The sequence below is a fragment of the Niveispirillum sp. BGYR6 genome, from assembly GCF_027568365.1.
Lineage (GTDB): Bacteria > Pseudomonadota > Alphaproteobacteria > Azospirillales > Azospirillaceae > Niveispirillum.
On the sequence record NZ_JANLNL010000029.1, the window covers coordinates 1 to 1031 of the forward strand.

Here is a 1031-nt window from a genome sequence, read left to right on the forward strand (position 1 = left end):
GGACGCATATCCTGCGGCCTTGAGGTAGTTCCAGCATTCGTCTGGATCGTAGAGGTCGCATATGTTTCCGATGGCCCTCCAGAGGTCGTCAATGGTCCTTGCGCCGATGCGTCGGAGGTGAGCTTTGAGCTTGGCGAAGGCCATCTCGATGGGGTTGAGGTCTGGACTATAGGGCGGCAAAAACAGGATCCATGCCCCCGCCTTCTCAATGATGGCCTTGGCCTTCTCGCTTTTATGGCTGGACAGGTTATCGAGGATGACGACGTCGCCCGGACGCAGCGTCGGCGCCAACTGGGTTTCGATATAGGTTTCAAAGAGAACTCGGTTCATGGGCTGGTTGATAAGCCATGGCGCGGTCAGCCCATCGCACCGCAAGGCGGCAATGAAGGTCTGGGTCTTCCAGTGACCGAACGGTGCCCGCGCCTTCAAGCGTTGTCCCCGACGGGCCCGACCGCGTGCCCTTGTCATCTTCGTGGTCGTCGCCGTTTCGTCAATGAACACCAGGCGATGGGGTTCTTCACGCATCCGGGGTTGACGATGCGTCCGCCAGACCTGCCGATCCTTTCGGACATCAGCGCGTTCGCACTCGGATGCCAGCAGCGTTTTTTTTGGTGCTGAACCCAGCCTTCAGCAAGGCCCGCGACAGCGAGGCTGGATGTGCAACCACGCCGGTGGACGCTTCCAGCTTCGCTGCCAATTCCGGCATCGAGATATCCGGCACCGCCTCCACCCAGGCGATCAGCCGCGGCAGATATTCCGCCAATTTACCGTGACCGGGGGGCCGGCCTTGGCGACCGGGGGCCACCGAACCCGTCGCCGCAACACGCTGCGCCAGCTTTACCGCGAAGCTCGCGCTCACGCCGAAATGCCGCGCGGCATCACGCCGGGAATAACCCGCCGCTATCCGCGCTTCAACGCGTTCCCGAAGATCTTCTGAATACGCCTTGCCCATGATCCACCTCCGACAAAGATGAATCACATCCAGACCTTAAAGGGAATCCTTCGATTCCGCTTTCACGCGCGATGCTCTA

General features: G+C 60.5%; 1 protein-coding gene. It reads right to left on the reverse strand.

Going from position 1 to position 1031, the window contains the following annotated elements; all coding sequences use genetic code 11:
• Positions 1–952 (reverse strand): IS630 family transposase gene (locus PCJ49_RS24635; RefSeq protein WP_269913308.1). Its coding sequence is split into 2 segments (ribosomal slippage), with 954 coding nucleotides annotated over them: positions 1–628 and positions 627–952; the frame shifts between segments, so codons are not numbered across the junction. This gene is flagged as partial in the annotation.
• Positions 953–1031 lie beyond the last annotated feature (79 nt).